4 protein-coding genes are annotated in these 3,328 nt (G+C 53.0%); 3 read left to right on the top strand and 1 reads right to left on the bottom strand.

Annotated features, from left to right (window positions below):
- The 3 genes from JX325_RS13965 to JX325_RS13980 form a co-directional block, all read left to right on the top strand.
- A partial coding sequence (locus JX325_RS13965; RefSeq protein ID WP_204791699.1) for a recombinase family protein occupies window positions 1-1,333 on the top strand: 1,333 nt, incomplete at its 5' end.
- A gap of 75 nt (window positions 1,334-1,408) precedes the next feature.
- Complete coding sequence (locus JX325_RS13970) at window positions 1,409-1,993, top strand: hypothetical protein (protein ID WP_204791700.1); 585 nt, start codon at window positions 1,409-1,411, stop codon at window positions 1,991-1,993.
- A 230-nt stretch (window positions 1,994-2,223) separates the two neighbouring features.
- Window positions 2,224-2,835, top strand: a complete 612-nt coding sequence (locus tag JX325_RS13980; RefSeq protein WP_204791701.1) for a GDSL-type esterase/lipase family protein — start codon at window positions 2,224-2,226, stop codon at window positions 2,833-2,835.
- A 253-nt stretch (window positions 2,836-3,088) separates the two neighbouring features.
- On the opposite strand, the gene JX325_RS13985 is transcribed toward JX325_RS13980, so the two are convergent.
- A partial coding sequence (locus JX325_RS13985) for a DUF4368 domain-containing protein (RefSeq protein WP_204791702.1) occupies window positions 3,089-3,328 on the bottom strand: 240 nt, incomplete at its 5' end.

Genomic DNA, 3,328 nt, shown 5'->3' on the forward strand with positions numbered 1-3,328 from the left:
GGATGACATCAAGCGCGGGCTGATCGCCAGGGTAGTCGTTTACAAACTTGACCGCATCAGCCGTTCTATTCTGGACTTCGCAAACATGATGGTGTTATTCCAGGAGTACAACGTGGAATTTATTTCTTCCACGGAGAAGTTCGACACATCCACGCCAATGGGCCGGGCGATGCTGAACATCTGCATTGTGTTCGCACAGTTGGAGCGGGAAACCATCCAAAAGCGGGTGCAAGACGCATGGTACGCCAGGTGTCAGCGCGGTTTCAAAATGGGTGGGCGTGCGCCCTACGGTTTTCGGACAGAGCCTATCATCATTGACGGCATTCACACCAAGAAACTTGTGATTGAACCGACAGAGGCGGCGTTCGTTCGCAAGATGTACGATATGTATATCGACCCGCGCATTTCGCTCCACGACATCGCCACCCAGCTTACGGCCCAAGGCGTGAGGTCATTCTATGGAAAACCGTTTTCCAGGTCAACAATCAGCCTAATCCTCCGCAATCCAATTTACGCAATGGCTGATTTGGACATTTACGAGTTTTTCAAAATCCAGGGAACGGAGATTTACAACGATGCCGCCGATTTCGTGGGGACAAACGGCTGTTACTACTATCGNAGCANAGGCAACACCGACAACAAGCACAAATATCTGCAAGGCCAGATGTTGGTGTTGGCTCCCAGCGAGGGTTTCATCCCGTCCGAGTTGTGGCTTCGGGTGCGAAAGAAAATTATGGCAAGCCAAAGCTACCAGCCCGCGAGGAAAGCCCGTCATTCGTGGATGGCCGGGAAAATCAAATGCGGGAATTGCGGTTACGCTCTGATGTCGGCCCACTCCTGCGGGTATCTCTATCTGCGCTGTACGAAACACGCTGAAAACAAATCCTGCCCCGGCTGTGGCACTATCAAAATGCGGGAATTGGAGGCGGTAGTTTACCAGCAGATGGTGAGGAAGCTGGAGGACTACAAGACGCTGACGGGCCGCAAAAAGAAAAGAGCCGCCAGTCCAAAGCTGACGGCGAAGCAGACGGAGTTGGCCCAGGTGGAGAGTGAGATCGAAAAGCTGCTGGATACGCTGACAGGCGCGACCCCGGTGCTGATCTCCTACGCCAACGCCAAGATTGAGGAATTGGACAGCCGCCGTCAAGCCCTTGCCAGCGAGATTGCCAAACTGACCGCCGAGGCGGTGTCCCCGGAGCAGATTGACACGATTTCCAATTACCTGGATGATTGGGAAAACGTCAGCTTTGAGGACAAGCAGCAGGTGGTGGATTTGATGATTACCGTCATTCGTGCCACCNGCGAGAAGCTGCAAATTGAATGGAAAATCTGATGGTGGGCATATCGTCAGACCATTATCCTTTTATGCCCTTGTCCGATGTAGTTCGTTCCAATTTCTAAAGTTCATGTGGCAGAAATCAAAGAATATCTCGCTGCATTGGACCTTATCATTGACTGCCCCATTGAAACGATCGCGCCGGACAGTGAGCCGGTAGAGCATGTCCTCTTCACCCAGCCAGGAATGCGTTACTGCCAGGCTCAGGCGCTTGTCCACGCTCTGATGAAGGACGAGCTGTTTGCCAGCCTGAGTGAAAAGGAGCGGGAGAATATCACCAGCCGAATCCTCGAAGAAGTCCGAGGACGGATGCTGGAAGACATCATTCTGCTGGAAACCTCCAAGGCTCTGAGCAGCCGGTATAAGGTCTGCAAGCTCCAGTTCGCCAGCGGGGAATTTGATATGCTGGTCTATGACCGGGAAGAGAACTGCTGCGCGGCGTATGAAATCAAGCACAGCCGCCAAATAACGCCCGAACAGGCCCGGCATCTGCGAGACGCTGAGAAATGCGTGCTTACGGAACAGCGATTTGGAAAGCTGGTGGGCAAATATGTCCTGTACCTTGGGGATTCTCGGGGTTCTGCCGATGGAATCCTATACCGCAATGCGGAGGAGTTCCTGAGAGGACTCCCCTCGATCCAACTTCGGATGGCATGATGTTATTCGGTAAACGCAGGAAGCCACCCGCTACCGACTATGATAAGGCCGGAAAAATTCCCGTTATCCGCTCCAGCATCTGCACGGGAGAACAGGGGGCGGGCTTTNAGGATACCGTCAGCGGCAGATTCGAGGAGCTGATGCTGCTCCGGAACGCTCAGGATTTTCAGGAGTTTCTCCATCGGTATCAGGTGGCGGAAGCTGAGATCAAACGAGAGTGGTGATGTTCTATGGGGCATCGGATCGTGTGCTTCGGCGACTCCAATACTTACGGTTACGACTCCCGGTCTTATCTGGGCGGGCGTTACCCGGAGCCCGTTCGCTGGACGGGACGGCTGAAAGCGGAGGGGTGGGAGATTTTCAACGAAGGTGAAAATGGCCGCTCCATCCCCAGGCTGGATTGGGAAATTGCGGCAGTATGGCAGACTCTTCTTCGTACCAATGCAGAAGCCCTGGTGATGATGCTGGGGAGCAATGATCTGCTCCAAAGGCCCGGAATCACCGCTGNGGTCTGCGCCAGACGGATGGAAGTATGTTTGACGGCTGTGCGGGAAAACACTCCGGCAGCTCTGAAGCTCTTGCTGGCAGCCCCTCCTCCCATGGAGCTGGGTGCCTGGATTCAGGACACACGGCTTATCGANGAGTCCCGCCGGCTTACCGACTGCTATAGGGAGCTGGCTCAGTTGCTGGATATAGGCTTTGCCAACACACGGGATTGGGGAATCGGACTGACCTATGATGGAGTACATTTTTCCGAAGAAGGGCATAAGACTTTTGCAAAAAGAATGCCAGAGACTCTGTTGGCATTATTTCAAAAAGTTGATGATGTCGGATTCATATAATGTGCAAATGCAAACGATTTCCCGCTACATTCAACGTATATACGATAATAGTGAACTCGTTCCAAATCAACTGCCAAGAAATACTTGACGGTTCAAAAAAATATGTGGAGCTTTAGGCCAAATGAAGGTCAGCCAGCTCGTCCCCTCAAAAAACGACAGGTTCAAAAGTGGGCGCGTTTGCCATGCGGAGTGTCCTTATAGGGTTTGAGTACCCTGTGAAGGACACTCCGCATTTTTATTGTCTAAAACCATATCAAGCGATCCGCTCCGGGGAGTAGCTGACGGCTACTACTTTTCTCGTCCCCATGGTGATCTCCGCAGCCGGGATTTTCCGGCGGTCAGGGACAGAGAAAGTGCCGATACAGTTATAATAGATGGTGATGTGCTGGGTGGTAACGCCGTCCTGCTTTTCAGCGTGGTACACGTCGATATGGTCAATCAGCTCCGCCACCATGCGCTGGGTAATCTCGGTGGCGTTGGTGTACCGCCGGAC

It is taken from the genome of Oscillibacter sp. CU971 (genome assembly GCF_905219725.1).
Classification (GTDB): domain Bacteria; phylum Bacillota; class Clostridia; order Oscillospirales; family Oscillospiraceae; genus Oscillibacter.